The organism is Streptomyces sp. NPDC048565 (genome assembly GCF_040650935.1).
Lineage (GTDB): Bacteria > Actinomycetota > Actinomycetes > Streptomycetales > Streptomycetaceae > Streptomyces.
This window is the reverse complement of record NZ_JBEZIH010000003.1, coordinates 210,243-229,667: the sequence shown is the minus strand read 5'-3', so window position 1 is coordinate 229,667 and position 19,425 is coordinate 210,243. Positions and strand designations below refer to the sequence as shown.

Below are 19,425 nucleotides of genomic sequence, written 5' to 3'. Positions count from 1 at the left end.
ACGGTCGGCCCCGAGTACGGTCAGCGCCGTGTGCCCCTGGCCCGCAGCAGCTCGGTGATCTTCCGGAGGACTTCCTCGTCGTTCTTCACGGACGTACCGGCCGCCGGGGTGCCCGACACGAGTGCGTCGACCTCGTCGGCGGTCCGGAAGTCGTAGGCCCGTTCCTGCTCGTCGCCGGGCACCTTGTCGTAGGCGTCCTTCGCGCGGAAGCCGACGGTCATGTCGACGACCTTCGCGATGATCCAGGTCAGGATGAAGGAGAACGCGATGACGGACACGATCGCGACGAGCTGTTTGCCGAGCAGGGCCCAGCCGCCGCCCTCGAAGAGCCCCTTCTTGCCGCTGATCCGCGCGGTGGCGAAGAGGCCGACCATGATCAGTCCGATGAACCCGCCGACACCGTGCACACCGACCACGTCGAGCGTGTCGTCCACCCCGAAGCGGTACTTGAGCGTGATCGCGAAGGCGCAGACCGCGCCCACGACGAGCCCGGTGACGACGGCGCCCAGGGTGTTGATCTCACCGCAGGCGGGCGTGATGGCGACCATGCCCGCGACGGCGGACGAGACGACGCCCAGGGTGGTCACCCTGCCGGTGCGCCACTTCTCGACCAGCGGCCAGGTGACCATGGCGCCCGCCGCGCCCAGTTGTGTGTTGATGAACGCGGCGGCCGCGGTGCCCTGGTCGCTCAGCGCGGACCCGGAGTTGAAGCCGAACCAGCCGAACCAGAGCAGCCCGGCACCGATCACGACGAGCGGGATGTTGTTGGGCCGCTCCTCGCGGCGGGCGAAGTCGCGCGGTGCCCGCAGGACGAGCGCCACGGCCAGGCCGGCCACTCCGGAGTTGAGCTCCACAGGCAGACCGCCCGCGAAGTCCAGCGCGCCGAGGTGCTTGACGATCCAGCCGTCCTGGTCGAACACCCAGTGCGCGAGCGGTACGTAGACGATCAGCAGCCACAGCACGACGAAGACGAGCCAGCCCTTCATCGTGGCGCGGTCGGCGATCGAGCCGCTGATCAGCGCGACGGTGATGATGGCGAAGCCCATCTGGAACGTGCTGTAGATGTACGTGGGGATGTGCCCGGTCAGCGAGGTCAGACCGACGTCGTGCATGAACACGTGGTCGAGGTTGCCGATGAGTCCCGCGCCTCCGACATCGGGGCCGAACGCCAGCGTGTAGCCGATCACCCACCACAGGAGCGTGCCGAACGCGAGCGCGGCGAAGCTCATCTTGATCATCATCAGGACGTGCCTGGTGCGCACCATGCCGCCGTAGAAGAACGCCAGTCCCGGCGTCATCAGCAGCACCATGGCGGTGGAGGCGAGCAGCCAGGCGGTGTCCCCGGAGTCGTACGCGGGTGGCATCGGCGCGGGAGCGGTGTTCATCTGCGGTACCTCGTGGGTGTCGTCGGGTCGGGGAGGCGCGCGCTACGGCTTGCGGGTGGGCGGCGCCGGCCGGCCGGTGAGCAGCCGGTGCACGGCGTGCCAGGCGGCGGTGTGCGCGGCGGCGACCCGTACGGGGCTGTCGTCCAGGAGCCGGAGCCAGGCGCCGCAGTCGCGCGGCAGCACGCTCACCCCGTACAGGACGCCGTGTCCTGCCAGTGCGGTGTGCAGGGTGTCGGCGATCTCGGAGGCCGGGGCCCGGTCGCTGACGACGAAGAGCGAGGAGACATGGTCGTGGCCGGCGAACACCCCGGGGCCCGTGACCCCGGGGCCCTTCGTCGCCGCGCCCGTGTCCAGACGCAGGGTGTCGATGGCCAGGAGCGTGCCGTCGGGCCGTGCGATGCGCAGATCCGCCGCGAGGACCCGGTAGTCGTGGCGTTCGCCCCGGGCGAGGCGCCCGGCAGTGACGGTGTCCCCGACGAGGACCGTGGCGCCGGGGGCGACCGTGACCTCGGTGCGCTGGTGGAACCGCGCGTCCTTGAACGGGATCACGGGGTCCGGGAGGTACTCGACGTAGGAGCCTTCCTCCGCCGTGATGTGCACGCGCTGGCTCGCGTAGTCGTGCTCCATCCGGAAGACCTTGGTGGCTGCCTGGGTGGTGAGGTGGACCTCGCTGCCGGGGCCGCACCGGAAGTCCATCCGGTAGCGGTCCGCCTGGGCGACGCCGCCACCGGTCGCCATCAGACAGACGTAGGTCATGCCGGGCATGGCGGGGTCGGTCCACAGCGGCCGCATGATCTGCAGGGGCGACTTCTGGTAGCGCTCGACGAGTTCGGTGCGCCCACCCCGTACCGCGAAGGTCAGGTCGAGGATGCCCACCTTGGCCGGGGAGCCGGCGGCGAGCGTGTCCGGTACGGAGGCCAGGGCCGCCACCTCGGGAGGGAGGCGGACTGCGCTGTAGTAACCGGGGTCCAGACGGTCGGTTCCGGTGCGGATCGGGGTGGGCGGCACGTCAGATCAGCACCTTGCGGCGTGATTCGATGAAGCCGAGGACATCGTCGACACCTACTCCGGTCAGGCAGTCCGTCAGGACCACCGGACGGTCCTCGCGGACCCGGTGGGCGTCGGATTCCATGACGCCGATGTCGGTGCGTACGTACTTCGCGATGTCGATCTTGTTGATGACGAGCAGGTCCGAGTCGGTGATGCCAGGTCCGCGCTTGCGGGGCATCTTCTCGCCCTCGGCGGTGTCCAGGACGAAGACGAACACGTCGACGAGGGCCGGACTGAACGTGAGTGTGAGGTTGTCGCCGCCGGACTCGTAGAAGAGCGTGTCCGTGTCGGGGAAGCGCTCCAGCATCTCGGCGCCGGCCGCGAGGTTCATCGTGGGGTCGTCGCGCACCGCGGTGTGCGGACAGGCTCCCGTCTCGACGCCGACGACGCGCTCCGGTTCGAGTACGCCGTCGAGGGTGCGCCGGATGTGCTGGGCGTCCTCCTGTGTGTAGATGTCGTTGGTGATGACCGAGGGGCGGTTGCCGCCCTTGATCAGCAGTGGCACCAGCGCCTCGATGAGCGCGGTCTTGCCCGATCCGACGGGTCCGCCGATACCGACCCGCAGTACGTTGTCGTCCATGGTGCTCCCTGGCTCGTGTGTGGGGGGATGTGATCAGCTGGCGAAGAGCCGGGCCTCGGCCCGTTCGTGACGGCCCGACATGATGTCCGAGGCGAAGACGGTGGCACCGACGTCGGGCAGCTCCCGGCGCAGTGCCGCGTCGACGGCTTCCTCGATGACGGGGGCTGCTCCGTGGAGCAGGGTCTGCGCCTTGCGGTGGTCCGTCAGCCGCAGCCGGAGCGCGGCTCCCGCGAAGCTCGCGCAGAAGGCGAAGAGGTCCGAGGCGACGGCCTGACGGACCGGCACCCCGGTCGCCGCGTAGATGACCCCGGCGGCCACCGCCTGGGTCCCGGGCGCCTCGCGGCGTACGACACGGGCGAGGTAGTCGACGATCTCCGGCCGGTCGAAGACCTCGCCGGCGAGGTCGAGGAGCTGGCGTCCGGTCCGGGTGGCGGCCTGGCGCATCTCCCGTCCCAGCTTGGTGGCGAAGAGGTGTTCGTCGACGGCGGCCACGGCCTCGGGGTCCCCCGCCCGGCAGGCACGGTGCGCGAGCGCCAGCGCCGTGGCGTCGGCCGGGCCGACGCCGTGCAGCACCAGGGACTCCAGCAGCCGGGGCAGCGTGTCGGCGTCGACCGCCTTGGCGTGGGCGAAGCCCTCCAGGCTGTGCGACAGCGTGTAGAAGCCGCTCGGGAAGGCCGAGTCGGTCAGCTGGAGGCTGACCAGCAGCTGACCGAGCCCGGGCGCCATGGCCCCGGCCCCCGGGACGGAGCCCGCCCCGGGGGCCGGGGCGACGCCCGTGATGTCGCTCTCTTCCTGGTACATCTGCCTAGACCAGGAAGAACAGGTGGTTGAGGGGGAGGCTCTCGGCCGGGTCGATGGTGGCGACCTTGCCGTTGAGGGTGACCTTGAACGTCTCCGGGTCGACCTTGATGTCCGGCAGCGCGTCGTTGCGGACCATGTTGTGCTTGCCGATGGTCCGGGTGCGCAGGACCGGCAGGACGGTCCGGTCCAGGCCGAGTTCGGCGGGGACGCCCGCGGCGATGCCGGCCTGCGACATGAACGTCACATGGGTGTTCTGCTGCGCCTTGCCGTACTGGCCGAACATCGGGCGGTAGATCACGGGCTGCGGGGTCGGCAGCGAGGCGTTCGGGTCGCCCATCTGCGCCCAGGACACGATGCCGCCCTTGATCACCATCTTCGGCTTGGCCCCGAAGGAGTGGATGGGCCAGAGCACGATGTCCGCGAGCTTGCCCTTCTCGATCGAGCCCACGTGGTCCGAGATACCGGTGGCGATCGCCGGGTTGATGGTGACCTTGGCGAGGTAGCGCAGGACCCGCTGGTTGTCGTTGCGCTCGGAGTCGCCCTCCAGCGGGCCGAGCTTGTCCTTGCAGTGGTGGGCGGTCTGGAAGGCACGGGTGACGGATTCACCGACCCGGCCCATGGCCTGCGAGTCGGAGGAGAACATGCTGATCACACCGAGGTCGTGCAGCACCGTCTCGGCGGCGATGGTCTCGGCGCGGACGCGGCTGTCGGCGAAGGAGACGTCCTCGGGGATGTCGTGGCTGAGGTGGTGACAGACCATGACCATGTCCAGCAGCTCGTCCACGGAGTTCTTCGTGTAGGGCAGCGTCGGGTTGGTCGAGGAGGGCAGCACGTTCGGCTCGCCCGCCACCCGCATGATGTCCGGGGCGTGACCGCCGCCCGCGCCCTCGCTGTGGAAGGTGTGGATGGTGCGTCCGTCGATGGCCGAGCGGGTGTCCTCGAAGAATCCGCCCTCGTTGAGGCTGTCGGTGTGGATGGCGACCTGGACGTCGTGCGCGTCGGCGACGTTCAGGGCGTTGTCGATCACCGCGGGGGTGGCGCCCCAGTCCTCGTGGACCTTCAGGGCGCAGGCTCCGGCGACGACCTGCTCGTTCAGCGCCTCGGGAAGGCTGCCGTTGCCCTTGCCCATGATCCCGACGTTGACCGGGATGCCTTCGGCGGCCTGGAGCAGCTTGCCGATGTTGTACGGGCCGGGTGTGCACGTGGTGCCGTTGGAGCCGTCGGTCGGTCCTGTGCCGCCGCCGATGAGCGTGGTGATGCCGTTGGTGAGTGCCTGCTCGGCCTGCTGGGGCGCGATCAGGTGGACGTGGGTGTCGATGGCGCCGGCCGTGGCGATGAGGTGCTCGCCGGCGATGGCCTCGGTACCCGGACCGATGATCAGGCCCGCGTGGACCTTGTCCTGCGTCTGCGGGTTGCCGGACTTGCCGATGTCGACGATGAAGCCGTCCTTGATCCCGATGTCGCACTTCACGACGCCGACGACCGGGTCGATGACCACGACATTGGTGATGACGGTGTCGAGGGCGCCCTGGGCGCTGGTGGCCTGCGGGTCGGAGGCCATGCCGTCGCGCATGGTCTTGCCACCGCCGTAGAGGACCTCGTCCCCGTACTGGCCCTCGCTGTAGTCCTTCTCGACCTCGACGACGAGGTTGGTGTCACCGAGGTGGAAACGGTCGCCGACCGTCGGACCGAACATGTCGGTGTACTGCTTGCGCGGCAGGATGGGCATCAGCGCGAACCCTTCTTCTGCTTGGAGTCCTTCTGCTTGGACGAGTCGTTCTGCTTCTTGGGCGTGGCCTTGCTCTCCCCGCCGCTCTCCCCCGCGGCCGGCCGGCCTTCCGTGGCGCTCTGCGCGCCGGCGAAGCCCCGCTCGATCGCCTTGCGTACGGCCTCGACCCGGGCGGGGTGCGAGACGAGGCTGCCGTTGAGCAGCCCGCTGAAGCCCACCAGCCGCCCGGTGCCGGCGTACTCGCACAGCTCCACCTCGCGCGTGCCGCCCGGTTCGACGCGTACGGAGGTGCCCGCGGGGATGTTGAGGTGCATGCCCAGCGCCTTCTGCCGGTCGAACGACAGCGCGGAGTTGACCTCGAAGAAGTGGTAGTGCGACCCGACCTGGATCGCCCGGTCCCCGGTGTTCTCGACGGTGAGCCGGGTGGTGCGGCGGCCGGCGTTGATCTCGACCGGTTCATCGCCGTACAGATACTGCTGGCGGAATGTCATGCGGTGCTCCTGGTGAGGTGGCCCGCGCCACGGACATGCGTGTGGGCATGCGGGTGCGGGTGGGAATGTCCGTGATCGTGTCCGTGGCCGTGTTCCTCGCCCGGCGGGTGCGTGTGGGAGTGGGAGTGGCCGTGGCCGTGTCCCTCGCCCGGCGGGTGCGTGTGGGAGTGGCCGTGGTCGTCGGCGGCGGTCAGCCCGGTCGCGATGCCGTCGTCCTGGCTCCGGTTCCAGCGCAGCCGGGCGTCGGTCACCCGCTCGGCGAGGACCCGGGCCAGTGCCGCGCGGGACACCACCGGCCCCGCGGACGTGACCGTGACGCCCGGCACGCCGGGAGCCGGGACCTCCGTGAGGGCGAACGCCGCGGGCAGCAACGTCACCCGGGAGGCGCCGAGCAGTCCGCAGCGCCGTACGCCCTCGGCGGGATCCGGGTCACCGCCGGTCAGGGCGACCTCGACCAGCCGGTGGGTGCCGTAGCCGTGGACGAGCCGTGCGATCCGGTAGAGCTCGGCGTCGTCGAACAGCCCGCCGGTGGGGGCGGTGACCAGCAGTGCCGAGGTCCCCGGCGTGCGGTTGGCCGCCGCCCTGAGCCGCGCGACGAGATGCCCGCCGGTGCCGAAGGGCTCCGCGAGCAGGGTCCCGGTGGTCTGCCCTGCGGGCAGCGCGCGCAGCGTACGCGCGGTGTCCGCGACGAGTTCGGGGTCCCTGCCCAGGGTCATCGGGACGACGCATGCCATGTCACCGGAGCGCCTCAGGCCGGCCAGGGCGCGGATCAGTTCGCGCCCGCCCCGGACGACGAGCGCCTCAGGACCCACGAGGTCGCGCAGGGCTTCGCCGTCCCCGGCCTCATGGCCGTACACGGCGACGACGCGGTGGCGGTCGGCCACGGCTCAGCCCCCGATGGGGTCGTGGCAGGAGACGAGTTTGGTGCCGTCCACGAAGGACGCCTCGACCTGCAGCAGCCCGAGCATCTCGCGTACGCCCGGCATGGTGTCGTCCTCGCCGACGATCTGCCGGCCGAGTTCCATGCAGTCGGCGACGGACCTGCCGTCACGGGCCGCTTCCAGAATGGCCTCGGTGATCAGCGCGACGGACTCGCTGTAGTTGAGCTTGAGTCCACGGCCCTGGCGTTTGCGGGCCAGGTCGGCGACCACGTACACCAACAGCTTGTCGATCTCGCGAGGGGCGAGGTTCATCGTCGGTACCTTCCTCAGGATGTGTGGCGTGGGCAACGAGCGGTTCAGGTGCTCCGGCGAAGGCGCGTCAGCAGAGGGACGGCGGCCATGAGCGCCCAGGTGGTGAGGATGAACGGCCAGGTGAAGGTGTGGCCGCCGAAGGGTTTGAACAGGGAGGTCAGTGACGCCGTGAGGCCGGTGGTGGCGGCGGCTCCGAAGAGCGCGTAGATGCCGTTGGGGACCGTGGCGGTGAGGAAGACGGCGCCGACGGCGATGGCGACCAGGACGGCGTTGTACCCGTAGATGCCCTGGGCGATCTGCGCCGTCGGGGCGCCGAGCGCCCAGGCGGCCACGATGCCCACGATGCTCCCCGCCACCGCGAACAGGAAGACGCGCACTCCGGCGAAGGCCAGACCGACGAGCATGATGAGCCCGACGTACCACTCGTCGACCAGGAAGATCTGCGACACGTTGGTGAAGAAGGCGTGCCACAGATCGCTCCAGGAGATCCCGGTGTCCCCGGACGTGGGACTGGAGACCTCCTTGGGAGCTCCGTGCCAGATCCGGGCGAAGGAGGGGGCGCCGAGCACCATGACGCCGGAGACCAGACAGAACGGCGCGGTGAGCGCGGTCAGGCCGTACGAGGCGAGCAGCGTGGTCAGCGTCGCGGTGAGGAGGGTGCAGATGATCGCACCGACGACGGCCAGCACATAGGTGGCCGGGTGGTGGCCGAGGTAGGTGACCAGGGCGATTCCGGTGAGGCAGCCGCAGTACCCCTGGAGGCCGAGGGCGATGTTCGACCGGTCCACGCCCAGCACGTAGGCGGTGGCCGTGGAGATCAGGGTGCCCAGGGTCGCGAAGAGACCGATCTGCCAGCCCGCGCTCCACAGCGCGGCGAGGATGATGATGCCGGTCCACAGCAGGGGCTGGAGATCGACCTGGCCGACTCCGCGGATCGAGGCCAGGAGGAAGCCGGAGGGCTCTCTGCGCTGCAGCCTTCCGACGATCTCCGGTTCGGCGACGGGCACGGGGGACTCCAGCCTTCGGAAGAGCACGGACAGGTCGGGCCCGTGGCTCCACAGAAATCTGCGTGCGCCGGGGGCGTCATTGCCAAGGAGATGCCACTTCCGTGACGCGGACGACTTCAGATGAGCCGTTCGGGCTTCGCGCCATGCACCGCCCGCGCCGTACGCAATTCACCCGATCCCCTCCCATAACGTAACGGCATGCTCCAGAAGATGGCGTTGCACACCCGCACCCACCCGGACCACCACCCCGGCGTCCAACGTTCCGTCGTGGCTGCCGTCGCGGTCGGCGGAGCCGCCGGAGCCGCGGCCCGTTACGGTGCCGAGCGGCTCTGGCCGACCGGCCCGACGGACTTCCCCTGGACGATCCTGCTGGTCAACGCGGTTGGCTGCTTCCTGATGGGCGTCCTCATGGTGACGCTCAAGCTGCGCTTCCCCTCGGCACCCCGGCTCGTCAGCCCGATGCTCGGCACCGGGGTTCTCGGCGGCTTCACCTCGTTCTCGCACTACACGGACGGGGTGCGTCAGCTCTTCGACGCGAACCGGCCCGGCTACGCGACGGGCAGCCTCCTGCTGACGGTGGCGGCGGCTCTCGCCGGAGTGACGGCGGGCGCCCTGCTCGCCCACGCGGTGTTCGGCGGCGACTACCGCACCGAGGGAGGTGCCCGATGATCGACTGGCTGCTCGTGCTCGCCGGGGCACTCGTCGGGGCGCCGGTGCGCTATCTGCTCGGGATCGACGCCAAGTACCGTCTCGGCGGCTCCTTCCCCTGGGGCACGCTCGCGGCCAACGCGGCGGCCTGCCTGGTACTGGGTTTCGTCGCCCAGGGGGTCACGGACGGCGCTCTGGGGACACGGCTCCAGATGCTGCTGGCCACCGGCTTCTGCGGCGCACTGTCGACGTGGTCGACCTTCTCCTACGAGCTCCTGACGCTCACCTCCGCCCGGAGGCTCGTGGTGGCCGGTGGCTATCTGCTGCTCAGCGTCGGTGCGGGGCTCGGGCTCTCGTTCGCGGGGGCGGCGGTGGCGAGCGCGGCCTTCTGACCGGGAATCACCTCGGCCTGACCCGGATCACCCGTACGGCCGGGCCCTGGCGCATCATGCTCCCTATGGATCTCGCATGCGCCCGCCGGTTCGCGTCCCGGTGGCAGGACGACTGGAACTCCCACGACCTGGACCGCATCCTCGCCCACTACCACGAGGACGTGACCTTCAGTTCGCCGATGATCGCCCGGCTGACGGGCTCCCCTGCCGGGACGTTGCACGGCAAGGCGGCGCTCCGCGCGTACTGGGCCGCCGGGCTGGAGAAGATCCCCGACCTGGAGTTCGAGGTGATGGATGTGCGGGCGGGCGTCGACGCGCTGGTCATCGACTACCGCAACCAGATCGGCGGCCGGGTGTACGAGGTGCTGACCTTCCGCGACGGGCTGGTCGCCTCCGGCTTCGGGGCGTACGGGGAGACGGCCGCCGTCTGACGCACGCCCGGGGCGCGCTCGGGCGACCAGCGTCGGGCGTACGCGGGGGCGACCATCGCAGGCCGGACGCCCCCGCCGTCCCTCATCCGGCCGCCGGACACTCCACCGCGTCGGCGTCGTCGGAGAGTTCACTTCCCTCGGGAAGCAGATAGGTCACCCACAGCACCACGGGCCCGGTGCCCAGATTGCGGCCGATGTGCCGGTGGTCGGCCCCTGACGGCTCGATGAACGTCGTGCCGGCGGGTGACACCTCGACCGTGCAGTCGTCGAGGGTCCGGGTGAGCGTCCCGGCCTTGACGACGGCGATCAGCTGCCCTTCGTGGGTGTGCCAGCCGGTGGAACCGCCGGGCTCCACGGTGATCTTCCGGAAGGTGACGTCCGTACGCCCTGGAGGGGTCTTGACCTCAAGCTTGCCCTCGGAGGTGCCCTCGGCGACGACCGTGCCGGTCACTCCGCTGCCGGGGGTGGCGACGGCTGCCGCCGGCAGGAGGCCAAGGGCTGCCACGCCGACGCCCACGAGCAGAGCCTTGCGCACCGCCCCCCGCCGTTTCACGCCGCCCGCACGCCCCGGGCCGTGCTCAATCTCGGCGCTCTTCGCGCTCTTCGCACTCTTCGCACCGACCACGCCGCCGAACCCCATGACCGACTCCTCAGCATCCGTCCAGTGAGCGCCCCGTGAAGATGCCTACGCTACCGGCGAGTTGGTCGGGACGCGCCGAGGGCGCGGGTATCGGACCCGCGCAGTTCGTCGGCCAGCGGCCCTTCGCCGAGCACCTCCGCCCTGCCCTCCTCCACGGCCTGCGCGAGGGTGCACTCACCGCGCCCGAGCGCGAGGACGGCCTCCGCGTCCAGCACGAGGCACGCGTCCGGGTGTTCGGCGGGTCCGTATCCGTACGGATCGCCTGTCGCCGCCTCCATGCCGGTACGGATGTGGAACTCGCCCTCGGCGAGCCTGACTTCGACGACCCCGCCGTGGCTGAGGCCGTCCAGGGCCCGCAGCAGCGGCAGGGCGAACCAGTGGGCCCTGACCGCGTCCGTGGGGCGGCGCACACCGAGCGCGGGCCCGCCCCACCGGGCGAGCGCGGTGAGGACCGGGAGCAGCCCCCGGCCGTGCTCGGTCAGTTCGTAGACCGCGGCGGCGGCGGGGGGCGGCAGGCGACGGCGCTCCACCAGGCCGCCGTGCTCCATGTCCTTGAGCCGGGAGGCCAGCACATCCGTGCTGACGCCGGGCAGATCGGCGTGCAGATCCGTGTACCTGCGGGGGCCGGCCAGCAGTTCACGGACGATCAGCAGCGTCCACCGGTCACCGACGGAGTCGAGAGCACGGGCAGTGGCGCAGAACTGGTCGTAGCTCCGGCGGCGGGTGGGGCGTGCGGGCTGCTGCTGACGTGGCATGCGACGCAGTCTAGACATGTTGTTGGACTTTCCAAGCCCGAGCTTGGTAAAACCAAGTAACGCAATTCGGGTCGGGGAGGCACCGCATGGAGTTCCGGCAGTCCAGCAAGCTCAACGAGGTCTGTTACGAGATCCGGGGCCCGGTCATCGAGCAGGCCAACGCCCTGGAGGAGGCGGGCCACAGTGTGCTCCGTCTCAACACGGGCAATCCGGCGCTCTTCGGCTTCGAGGCGCCGGAGGAGATCGTCCAGGACATGATCCGGATGCTCCCTCAGGCACACGGCTACACCGACTCGCGCGGCATCCTGTCCGCCCGCCGCGCCGTCGCGCAGCGCTACCAGGCGATGGGACTCGCCGATGTCGACGTGGACGACATCTTCCTCGGCAACGGGGTGTCCGAGCTGATCTCGATGGCCGTGCAGGGGCTTCTGGAGGACGGCGACGAGATCCTGATCCCGTCCCCCGACTATCCGCTGTGGACCGCCGTCACCACGCTCGCGGGCGGGAAGGCCGTGCACTACACCTGCGACGAGGGCGCGGACTGGAACCCCGACCTGGCCGACATGGCCTCCAAGATCACCGACCGCACCCGGGCCATGGTGATCATCAACCCGAACAACCCGACGGGCGCCGTCTACTCCCGCGAGGTCCTCGACGGGATGCTCGACCTGGCGCGCAGGCACGGGCTGATGGTGTTCGCCGACGAGATCTACGACCAGATCCTGTACGACGGCGCCGAGCACCACAGCGTGGCGGTGCTGGCTCCCGACCTGCTCTGCCTCACCTTCAGCGGACTGTCCAAGACGTACCGCGTCGCGGGATTCCGCTCGGGCTGGATGGTGGTGTCGGGCCCGCAGCAGCACGCCCGCAGCTATCTGGAGGGGCTCACCATGCTCGCCTCCATGAGGCTGTGTCCCAACGCCCCCGCGCAGTACGCGATCCAGGCGGCGCTCGGCGGCCGGCAGTCGATCCGGGAGCTGGTCGCCCCTGGCGGCAGGCTCCACGAGCAGCGCGACCGGGCCTGGGAGCGGCTGAACGAGATCCCGGGGGTGTCCTGCGTGAAGCCGAAGGGCGCGCTCTACGCCTTCCCGCGCATCGACCCGAAGGTCCACCCCATCGTCGACGACGAGCGGTTCGTCCTCGACCTGCTGCTACGGGAGAAGATCCAGGTGGTGCAGGGCACCGGCTTCAACTGGCCGCGCCCTGACCACTTCCGCATCCTCACCCTCCCGCACGCCGACGACCTGGACGCGGCGATCAGCCGCATCGGCCGCTTCCTGAACGGATACCGCCAGTGACGACCTGCCGGACCTGCCGGACCCCTGTGCTCACACAGTTCGCCTCGCCCGGCCTGGTGGGAGCGATCGTGGAAGGAGGGCTCGATCCGGCCGAGGACCCGGGCTGGGCGGACTCGGGTGCGTCATCGCCCGCCGAGTACGCGCGCTGGGCAGGTCATCTGTGCGGTATGACCTGCCTGCGCATGGCGCTCGGCACCGGGGCGCCGTCCCTGTTCGCCCTGCGGGACGGTGCGTTGAAGTACGACGCGTACACGGAGGACGCCGACGGGGTGATCAAGGGGCTGGTCTACGCCCCCTTCGCCCGGTACGTCTCCGAGGTCCACGGCCTCGACGCGGTCGTCCACCGGCACCTCTCGCCCACCGGGATCCTGGACCTGCTGGACGAGGGCCGCACGGTGATGGCCTCCGTGCACTACGGGATCCGGCACCCGGAAGTGCCCCCTCCGGGGCGCGGTGGCCATCTGGTGCTGCTGACCTCCCGGACGGCGGACGGAGCCGGTGTCCACTTCCACAACCCGTCGGGGACGACGGCCGCGACCCGTGCGGCCTGCGTTCCGCTGCCGGTCTTCGAGCGCTTCTTCGCGGGCCGTGGGGTCTCCCTCCCCGGCTCCACGGCAACAGGCCCGTAGCGCCGCAAGCCGCCGAACGGCCCAGGCCTGGTACGGGATGACGACCAGCGGGGCGGTGACGACACCCGGGGTGCAGCCGCGGTACGCCGCTGACTGGGCGAGGTGAACCGCTCCGTGCAGCCCGAACCCGGCCAGGACGGTCCCGAGAAGGGGCTGTGGTCTCCGTCCCTGCTGACCATGCGGAGGCTCGACCCCATGGCCTGGGAGCATCTGACCGAGTCCCACGACGCCTCCCGTGGACGGGCCGCACAGGAGAGCGGGTCCCTCCGTAAGGGGCGTCGGGTGGCGCTCCCACTGTGCGCGGTCCTGGTCATCGCCCTGCTGGTGTTGTTCTTGGCAGGCTGACGTACGCGCCGGAGGTCAGCCCCGCAGCGACGTGAGCGCGGTGACCGGGTCGGGGTCCGGTGTGGCACGGGGCCACCAGTCGTCCTCGCCCGGGTCGGATTCGTAGCCGTACCAGCGGCTGTCGTGGCCGAAGCGGAGCTGGAGGGTGCCCGCGGCGTTGGTCAGGTGGTTGCGCCAGGGCTGGAAGCGCGGGTGGTCGGCCGCGGCGAGGGCGGGCCTCGCCCGGTCGAACGGGCCGGCCGGCGGATCCCAAGGCGTCTCCAGGACCGCCAGTCCCTCGGCGCCGCCCTGCCGCCAGGCGGCGACGGCACGGGCCAGCTCCGTCGTACTGCGGCCGGTGGCGAAGGCCAGCTCGCGGTAGAGCGCCCGGGTCGTGGCGGTGAGCCCTGCGGTGGGCCGGGACGCGGCGATCCGGACGGCGTCCTGCCAGGCACTGAGCCCGCCGAGCGGGTCGTCGCCCGTGGTGAGCATCGCATGGGCGCGGGCCGCCGCGTCCGTGGCGAGGTGGTCGAGGCCGAGCGGGTCGCGGGCGCCGGGGAGCTCGGGGTAGGCCGGCGGCTCTCCGGGGTGGGCCGGGACGGGCAGCGGCGCGGGCAGCGGTGGCAGGAAGCGGCCTGCGAGAGCCTCCTGGGCCGGGAGCGAGGGCATCGCCGGGGTCTCGGGGCGTTCGCGCGCGGAGTGCTCGGCGTTACGGCGGCCCAGCTCGTCGAGGAGCTCTCGCTCGCCCCGGCCGCGCATCAGCAGGAGGACGAACGGGTCACTGTCCAGGAGCCTGGCCGTCTGGAAGCAGAGCGCCGCCACATGTTTGCAGGGCCAGCCCCGGTCCGGGCACGAGCAGTCCGGGTCCAGGTCACCGGCGGAGGGCAGCAGCCGGATGCCGGTCTCCCCCGCCGTGTCGACCAGGGAGTGCGGCATCTCCTTGTCGAGGAGCGCGGACAGATGCCCCGGCCTGGCGGCGACGGCGTCCAGGAAGGTGTCCCAGTCGGACGCCGAGAACGTACGCAGGCGCAGCTCCGCGCGGTAGGGACGGGGGCGGCTGCCGTGGACGTAGGCGATGACCCGTCCTGGGGTGACGGTGACCGCGGCGACATGGCCGCCGTCGGCGTACGTACGGCCGCGGGCGAGGCGGCCCTCGTCCATCGACAGGGACTCCAGGGCGCCCACCCAGGCCCGGCCCCACCAGCTGTCCGCGAAGGACCCCCCGACGTCCGACGCGCGGGCGGGCACCGCTTCGAAGGTGCGCCGCAGGTCGTCGGGGCCCGGGCGGGCCGCAGGGCTACCACCGGGGCTCATGACGTCCTCCGGAGCGAGACGAGGTCGGCCAGATCACGGTCGCTGAGCTCGGTCAGGGCGGTCTCGCCCGTACCGAGCACCGCGTCGGCGAGAGCACGCTTGGACTGGAGCAGCTCGCTGATCCGGTCCTCGACGGTGCCCTCGGCGATCAGCCGGTGCACCTGCACGGGCTGGGTCTGGCCGATGCGGTACGCGCGGTCGGTGGCCTGCTCCTCGACCGCCGGGTTCCACCACCGGTCGTAGTGGATGACATGGGCGGCCCGGGTGAGATTCAGCCCCGTGCCGGCCGCCTTGAGGGAGAGCAGGAAGACGGGGACCTCGCCGGACTGGAAGCCGTCCACCATCCGCTCGCGCTCGGGCACCGGCGTGCCACCGTGCAGCAGCTGGGAGGGGATCGCACGGGAGGCGAGATGGGCGGCGAGGAGCCTGGCCATCGACACGTACTGGGTGAAGATCAGGACCGAGCCGTCCTCGGACAGGATGGTGTCGAGGAGCTCGTCGAGCAGGGCGAGCTTGCCGGAGCGGCCCGCGAGCCGGGTCGGCTGCTCCTTCAGATACTGCGCGGGGTGGTTGCAGATCTGCTTGAGCGAGCCCAGCAGCTTCATGATCAGGCCGCGCCTCGCGATGCCCTCCGACTGCTCGATGAAGGCCATCGTCTCGCGGACGGCCGCCTCGTAGAGCGTGGCCTGCTCCCGGGTGAGGAAGACCGGGTGGTCGGTCTCGGTCTTGGGCGGGAGCTCGGGCGCGATGCCCGGGTCGGACTTCTTGCGGCGCAGCAGGAAGGGGCGCACCAGCCGGGAGAGCCGCTCGACGGCCTCCTCGTTGCCCAGGCCGGCGGCGGTTCCGGTGTTCTCGACGATCCTGGCGTGCCGGGAGCGGAACGCCTTGAGCGGGCCGAGCAGGCCGGGTGTGGTCCAGTCGAGCAGCGCCCACAGCTCGGAGAGGTTGTTCTCGACGGGGGTGCCGGTCAGCGCCACACGGGCCGGGGCGGGGATGGTCCGCAACGCCCTGGCCGTCGATGAGTGCGGATTCTTCACGTGCTGCGCCTCGTCGGCGACGACCAGTCCCCAGGTGTGCCCGGCGAGCTGCTCCGCGCTGGAGCGCATGGTGCCGTAGGTGGTGAGGACGAAACCGCCGTCGGAGCCGTCCAGGGTGCGTTCGGCGCCGTGGAAGCGCCGCACGGGGACCCCGGGTGCGAAGCGGTTGATCTCCCGGTGCCAGTTGCCGAGGAGGGACGCGGGGCAGACCACCAGGGTGGGTGCGGCGAGGTCGCGGTGCAGATGGAGCGCGATGACGGTGATCGTCTTGCCGAGGCCCATGTCGTCGGCGAGGCAGCCGCCCAGGCCGAGCGAGGTCATGCGGTCCAGCCAGGCCAGGCCGCGAAGCTGGTAGTCGCGGAGGGTGGCGTCCAGACCGGGCGGCGCCGGGAGGGTGGCGTCCTCGTCCAGGATGCGCGCGCGGAGTGCGGCGAGGGTTCCGGCCGGCACTGCTTCGACCTGCTCGCCGTCGACCTCGGCGCTGCCGGTGAGGGCGACGGCGAGCGCGTCCACCGGGTCCAGGAGCCCGAGCTCCCGCTTACGTGCCTTGCGGACGAGCGCGGGGTCCACGACGACCCACTGGTCGCGCAGGCGCACCACCGGCCGGTGCGCCTCGGCCAGGGTGTCCATCTCCGCCTCGGTGAGCTGGTCGTCGCCCAGGGAGAGCTGCCAGTCGAACGCGAAGAGCTGCTCGGCGTCGAAGAAGGACGTGCCGTCGGTGGCCGACCCTGGCGCCGGACGGACGACGGCCGCCGCGCTGAGCGAGCGGGCGAGCTCCCGGGGCCAGTGGAGGGCCACCCCGGCCTCGGCGAGCCGCGCTCCGGCCACGCCGATCAGCTCGTGGAGCTCGTCCTCGGTGACGGCGAGCACGTCGGGCACGGGCTGGTCCAGCAGCTGCTCGAGCGGCGGCCAGACACGGGCCGCGCGGCGCAGCGCGAGGACGGCGTCGATCCGGGCCCTGGGCCCGAAGGGCTCACCCGCACCGCCGCTCCACAGTGTGGCCGCGTCGGTGACGTACGTCGGATCGGCCAGGCTGTGCACCTGGGTGATCGCGGCGGCGGCATGGCGCGTCGCAGCCGCGGCGCCGGACGTGCCGTCCTCCCCGGTGGCGGCGGAGTCGAAGAGGTCGTACGCCGAGAGGTCGAGCCGCAGCGAGATGCGTACCCCCGCGTCGAGTCCGGCGGCCACATCGACGGCCCAGGCCCGGGCGTCGGGCAGATGCTGTGCCTCGCGGGCCGCGAACGGAGCGCCCATGGCGTGGGCGGCGGCGGGCGTGCGGGGCAGCGTGTCGGCGACCGCGTCGAGGAACGCGCCGAGCAGGGCACGGGGTTCGGGAACGCGCAGGGGTGCGCCCTCCAGCGGGACGGCGTACCCCTCGGGCGGCATGGAGGCGGCGACGGCCCGCAGATGGGCGATGTCCTCGGCGTCACGCGGTCCCGCACGCCAGGCGTCGTGATCGTCGGCCGTCAGCCCGGGAAGCAGCCTGCCGCGCGCCACGAGGGTCAGGGCGTGCAGAGCGGCGGCACCCCAGGCACGGGTGGCGGGGTGGGCCGTGGCACGGTGCCGGGCGCGCGCGAGCAGGGGCACGGCCTCCTCGACGGGGAGCACCACGGCGGGCACGGTGCGGGTGCGGACGTCCCCGCCGTGCGCGCCGACGACCGTGAGCTCGGTGACGGTGTGGTCCGCACCTGCGGCGGGGAACACCGCGCCGCCTTCGGGGTCCCAGAAGGCGATCCTGCCCTCGCGGGGCAGCGCGGCCGGCAGGAAGACCGCGGCGCACCGCAGCAGCCGGCCTTCGGTGACGTCCTGGTCCTGACCCGCCATGTCCACCGCCCCCTCCCGCCTCGGTCCGCCGGTGCTGCTTCCTCCCGCTCCACGCGAGTCTAGGCGGTGCCTTCAAATGATCATGTGCGTGGCCTGGCGGGATGCGTTCCGAAGGCGTCCACCACGGTGGACGCCTTCGGAACCCACGGAACAACGGCCGGCGGGGGCGTCGTCGTCCGGCGCGGACACGACCTCAGTGACGGCTGAGGCGACCCCTGCTGAGGCGACCACCGCGGGGGCGGTCGGACGACTCCTGCGACGACTCGTCCTGCGACTCCTCCGGCTCGAACTCCGGGAGCACGTCCGGATCGGACTCCGGCACCACGCCCGGCTCCGGCACCGCGCTTTCGAGCGAGGTGTCCGTGAGCGGCTGGTCCGTGAAGGTCTGCTCCACGACCGGATCCGCACCCGCCGCACCGGGCACGTCCGCACCGGACACATCCGCACCCGCCGCCTCCACGACGGCCGGATCCACGACGCCCGGGTCTCCGGCCGAGGGGTCCGCCGCGGGCGTCCGCGTGGGCTGCTCCGGGGCCGGCTGCTGCCCCTGCGCGCGCTCCAGGAAGCGGAGCAGCTCCACCGGGAAGGGCAGGACCAGCGTGGAGTTCTTCTCGGCCGCGACCGCGACCACCGTCTGCAGCAGCCGCAGCTGCAGCGCCGCCGGCTGGGTCGACATCTGCTGCGCGGCCTGTGCGAGCTTCTTCGACGCCTGCAGCTCCGCGTCGGCGTTGATGACCCGCGCACGCCGCTCACGGTCGGCCTCGGCCTGCCGGGCCATCGACCGCTTCATCGTCTCCGGCAGCGATACGTCCTTGATCTCGACCCGGTCGATCTGCACACCCCAGCCCACCGCGGGGCTGTCGATCATGACTTCCAGTCCCTGGTTCAGCTTCTCGCGGTTGGACAGCAGATCGTCCAGATCGCTCTTACCGATGATCGACCTGAGAGAGGTCTGCGCCATCTGGGAGACCGCGAACTGGTAGTCCTCCACCTGGATGACCGCGCTCGTCGGGTCCACGACCTTGAAGTAGATGACGGCGTCCACCCGCACCGTGACGTTGTCCCGCGTGATCCCGTCCTGGGAGGGCACAGGCATCGTCACGATCTGCATGTTCACCTTACGGAGCCGGTCGACCCCCGGGACGACCATGGTGAAGCCCGGCCGTCGCACCGCGTCGTGGAGCCGGCCGAGCCGGAGCACCACGCCCCGTTCGTACTGCTTGACCACCCGGGCAGCGGCCATGGTGTACACCAGGCCGCCCGCGAGCAGCACCACCAATGCGATCAACAGATCCTGGACCATCACGGCCCCCTGCCTCGGGGATGCGCCATCGCACCCACTCGTTCATCAGGCCCTCTTAACACGATATGCCCGATTCACCCACCCTCGAACCTCCGTACGGGTGCCTGTGGCCCCGGCCGGCCGAGCACCGGATGCCGGCACCCGGGGGACGGGGCAGGGTGGCCAGCGCCAGCGTCTTTGTGACGTACGTACCGATGAGCAGCCGGACGAGCAGACGAGGACCCGCCCATGGCCGTCACCGTGCCCCCCACCGTTCTCCGCCGACGTGCCGGCATCGCCGCAGGTGCGGCTCTGCTCACCCTGACCGTCACGGGATGTTCCGGCCTCGGGCGCACGGCCGTGGGGCCGGTGTCCTACAGCGCCGAGAAGGACCAGGCCAAGGTCGTCACCGTGCACAGCCCGTCGGTGAAGGGCTGCCACACGATGGACCCCGCCGGCGCGGGCAAGATCGACAACCGGACCCTGGTCGACCTGATCCTCTACACCACCAAGGACTGCACCGGACCCGCGAGCGCCTATGTGGCGACCACGTTCTCCGACACGAACGCCCCGCGCGCCCTGCCCTGGCGCAGCTACCGGTTCGTCCACTGACCG

General features: G+C 71.2%; 21 protein-coding genes and 1 pseudogene. 7 read left to right on the top strand and 15 right to left on the bottom strand.

Annotated features, from left to right (window positions below):
* Positions 1-20: 20 nt before the first annotated feature.
* The 9 genes from AB0C75_RS05415 to AB0C75_RS05375 are packed head-to-tail and all read right to left on the bottom strand — an operon-like array spanning position 21 to position 8,236.
* Positions 21-1,385: an ammonium transporter gene (locus tag AB0C75_RS05415; protein ID WP_362887298.1), complete on the bottom strand. Its 1,365-nt coding sequence runs from the start codon at positions 1,383-1,385 to the stop codon at positions 21-23.
* Positions 1,386-1,427: 42 nt separating this feature from the next.
* Complete coding sequence (locus AB0C75_RS05410; protein ID WP_362887296.1) at positions 1,428-2,393, bottom strand: urease accessory protein UreD; 966 nt, start codon at positions 2,391-2,393, stop codon at positions 1,428-1,430.
* A 1-nt stretch (position 2,394) separates the two neighbouring features.
* Positions 2,395-3,015, bottom strand: coding sequence for an urease accessory protein UreG (gene ureG / locus AB0C75_RS05405; protein ID WP_362887294.1), 621 nt, complete (start codon positions 3,013-3,015; stop codon positions 2,395-2,397).
* Positions 3,016-3,048: 33 nt separating this feature from the next.
* Entirely contained in the window at positions 3,049-3,816 is a 768-nt protein-coding gene (locus tag AB0C75_RS05400) for an urease accessory UreF family protein (protein WP_362887292.1), read from the bottom strand.
* Between the two features lie 4 nt (positions 3,817-3,820).
* On the bottom strand, positions 3,821-5,545 hold the full coding sequence (gene ureC / locus AB0C75_RS05395) for an urease subunit alpha (protein WP_362887290.1): 1,725 nt from the start codon (positions 5,543-5,545) through the stop codon (positions 3,821-3,823).
* Positions 5,545-6,036, bottom strand: coding sequence for an urease subunit beta (locus AB0C75_RS05390; protein WP_362887288.1), 492 nt, complete (start codon positions 6,034-6,036; stop codon positions 5,545-5,547). The genes ureC and AB0C75_RS05390 overlap by 1 nt, the downstream gene beginning before the upstream one ends.
* Positions 6,033-6,920 (bottom strand): cobalamin biosynthesis protein CbiX, encoded by an 888-nt coding sequence (locus AB0C75_RS05385; protein WP_362887286.1) that lies wholly within the window; start codon positions 6,918-6,920, stop codon positions 6,033-6,035. Before AB0C75_RS05385 ends, AB0C75_RS05390 begins: the two co-directional genes overlap by 4 nt.
* Positions 6,921-6,923: 3 nt before the next feature.
* Positions 6,924-7,229: an urease subunit gamma gene (locus AB0C75_RS05380; protein ID WP_014156865.1), complete on the bottom strand. Its 306-nt coding sequence runs from the start codon at positions 7,227-7,229 to the stop codon at positions 6,924-6,926.
* Positions 7,230-7,273: 44 nt separating this feature from the next.
* The gene (locus AB0C75_RS05375; protein WP_362887284.1) at positions 7,274-8,236 is read right to left on the bottom strand and encodes an urea transporter; all 963 of its coding nucleotides are present in this window, start codon (positions 8,234-8,236) and stop codon (positions 7,274-7,276) included.
* A 198-nt stretch (positions 8,237-8,434) separates the two neighbouring features.
* Here AB0C75_RS05375 and AB0C75_RS05370 point away from each other — a divergent pair, with 198 nt between their 5' ends.
* From AB0C75_RS05370 to AB0C75_RS05360, 3 genes are all read left to right on the top strand, one after another.
* The gene (locus tag AB0C75_RS05370; protein WP_362887282.1) at positions 8,435-8,905 is read left to right on the top strand and encodes a CrcB family protein; all 471 of its coding nucleotides are present in this window, start codon (positions 8,435-8,437) and stop codon (positions 8,903-8,905) included.
* Positions 8,902-9,276: a CrcB family protein gene (locus AB0C75_RS05365; protein ID WP_362887281.1), complete on the top strand. Its 375-nt coding sequence runs from the start codon at positions 8,902-8,904 to the stop codon at positions 9,274-9,276. The genes AB0C75_RS05370 and AB0C75_RS05365 overlap by 4 nt, the downstream gene beginning before the upstream one ends.
* Positions 9,277-9,341: 65 nt before the next feature.
* A complete protein-coding gene (locus tag AB0C75_RS05360) occupies positions 9,342-9,707 on the top strand; it encodes a nuclear transport factor 2 family protein (RefSeq protein ID WP_362887279.1) in 366 nt (121 codons plus the stop codon).
* Between the two features lie 82 nt (positions 9,708-9,789).
* On the opposite strand, the gene AB0C75_RS05355 is transcribed toward AB0C75_RS05360, so the two are convergent.
* Together AB0C75_RS05355 and AB0C75_RS05350 are read right to left on the bottom strand one after the other, a co-directional pair.
* Complete coding sequence (locus AB0C75_RS05355) at positions 9,790-10,347, bottom strand: cupin domain-containing protein (RefSeq protein WP_362887277.1); 558 nt, start codon at positions 10,345-10,347, stop codon at positions 9,790-9,792.
* Between the two features lie 50 nt (positions 10,348-10,397).
* Complete coding sequence (locus AB0C75_RS05350; protein WP_362887275.1) at positions 10,398-11,102, bottom strand: helix-turn-helix domain-containing protein; 705 nt, start codon at positions 11,100-11,102, stop codon at positions 10,398-10,400.
* A gap of 86 nt (positions 11,103-11,188) precedes the next feature.
* Here AB0C75_RS05350 and AB0C75_RS05345 point away from each other — a divergent pair, with 86 nt between their 5' ends.
* On the top strand, positions 11,189-12,400 hold the full coding sequence (locus tag AB0C75_RS05345; RefSeq protein ID WP_362887273.1) for a pyridoxal phosphate-dependent aminotransferase: 1,212 nt from the start codon (positions 11,189-11,191) through the stop codon (positions 12,398-12,400).
* Between the two features lie 26 nt (positions 12,401-12,426).
* Positions 12,427-13,029 carry a peptidase gene (locus AB0C75_RS05340; RefSeq protein ID WP_362887271.1) on the top strand — a complete coding sequence of 201 codons (603 nt, stop codon included), beginning with the start codon at positions 12,427-12,429 and terminating at the stop codon, positions 13,027-13,029.
* 6 nt (positions 13,030-13,035) lie between these two features.
* On the opposite strand, the pseudogene AB0C75_RS05335 reads toward AB0C75_RS05340, so the two are convergent.
* A pseudogene (locus tag AB0C75_RS05335) lies at positions 13,036-13,170 on the bottom strand (HXXEE domain-containing protein); the annotation flags it as partial.
* On the opposite strand from AB0C75_RS05335, the gene AB0C75_RS05330 reads away from it, so the two are divergent.
* On the top strand, positions 13,144-13,374 hold the full coding sequence (locus tag AB0C75_RS05330; protein WP_362887269.1) for a hypothetical protein: 231 nt from the start codon (positions 13,144-13,146) through the stop codon (positions 13,372-13,374). The pseudogene AB0C75_RS05335 and the gene AB0C75_RS05330 sit on opposite strands and share 27 nt — an antisense overlap.
* 15 nt (positions 13,375-13,389) lie before the next feature.
* Here AB0C75_RS05330 and AB0C75_RS05325 read toward each other — a convergent pair whose 3' ends face one another.
* From AB0C75_RS05325 to AB0C75_RS05315, 3 genes are all read right to left on the bottom strand, one after another.
* Entirely contained in the window at positions 13,390-14,667 is a 1,278-nt protein-coding gene (locus tag AB0C75_RS05325) for an SWIM zinc finger family protein (protein WP_362887268.1), read from the bottom strand.
* The gene (locus AB0C75_RS05320) at positions 14,664-17,528 is read right to left on the bottom strand and encodes a DEAD/DEAH box helicase (protein WP_362887267.1); all 2,865 of its coding nucleotides are present in this window, start codon (positions 17,526-17,528) and stop codon (positions 14,664-14,666) included. Before AB0C75_RS05320 ends, AB0C75_RS05325 begins: the two co-directional genes overlap by 4 nt.
* A 193-nt stretch (positions 17,529-17,721) precedes the next feature.
* Entirely contained in the window at positions 17,722-18,831 is a 1,110-nt protein-coding gene (locus tag AB0C75_RS05315; protein WP_362887265.1) for a slipin family protein, read from the bottom strand.
* Between the two features lie 228 nt (positions 18,832-19,059).
* On the opposite strand from AB0C75_RS05315, the gene AB0C75_RS05310 reads away from it, so the two are divergent.
* A complete protein-coding gene (locus AB0C75_RS05310) occupies positions 19,060-19,422 on the top strand; it encodes a hypothetical protein (RefSeq protein ID WP_362887263.1) in 363 nt (120 codons plus the stop codon).
* Positions 19,423-19,425: the final 3 nt, after the last annotated feature.